This is a genomic window from Achromobacter sp. D10 (genome assembly GCF_035282245.1).
GTDB lineage: Bacteria > Pseudomonadota > Gammaproteobacteria > Burkholderiales > Burkholderiaceae_B > Achromobacter > Achromobacter insolitus.
Window position 1 is genome coordinate 1 of sequence record NZ_JAYJLE010000031.1, and the last position, 851, is coordinate 851.

Annotated in this window: 1 protein-coding gene; it reads left to right on the forward strand. The window is 65.7% G+C overall.

Annotated features, from left to right (window positions below):
- Window positions 1-162 precede the first annotated feature (162 nt).
- The coding region (locus tag VCS63_RS29700; protein WP_063959623.1) for a GntR family transcriptional regulator at window positions 163-851 on the forward strand (689 nt) is incomplete at its 3' end.

The following is an 851-nucleotide window of genomic DNA, read 5'->3' on the forward strand; positions in this document are numbered from 1 at the left end:
CCGGATGTCGTGTAGCCGTATCACTGCTTGTCTCCTGGTGGCGCCCGCCGCCGGCTTCATGCCGGTCGTCATCGCGACGCTTTTTTCTACGATAAGCAGCATAAATCTCGGCGTCAATAATTTTTATCGAGATTTTTTGAACGCAGTGATAAAGTACCTCCCATGTCAGACGGCGCCACCCTCCCCCCGCTCGCTCACTCCGCCTCCGCCAACACCCTGGTCGGCGCGGCCTACGTCAACCTGCGCCGCGACATCATCCAGGGCGTGCACCCGCCAGGCTCCCGCCTGCGGGTCGAACACCTCAAGGACGACTACGGCGTGGGCGCCGGCACCCTGCGCGAAGCCCTCGCGCTGCTGGTCTCCGATGCCCTGGTCATCGCGCAAGGACAACGCGGCTTTCACGTCACCCCGATCTCGCTCGAAGACTTCCGCGACATCACCGAAAACCGCGTGCTGCTCGAAACCCAGGCCCTGCGCCAGTCCATCGCCCTGGGCGACGACGACTGGGAAAGCGCCGTGCTCGCCGCCTTCCATCGCCTGAGCAAGGCCGAACAACGCCTGGCCGCCGACCCCGACACCCGCTTCGAGGAATGGGAGCAGCGCAACCGCGAATTCCACCGCGAACTGATCCGCGCCTGTCCCTCGCGCTGGCTGCATCATTTCCTGGGCATCCTCTACCAGCAGGCAGAGCGCTACCGCCGCCTGACCGTCACCCGCAAACCCATCGCGCGCGATCTCGACGACGAACACAAGGGCATCCTGGACGCCACCCTGGCCCGCGATGCCGACCGCGCCTGCGATCTGCTGGCCGCCCACATCCGCCTCACCTACGACGCCGTCGCGCGCCTGCC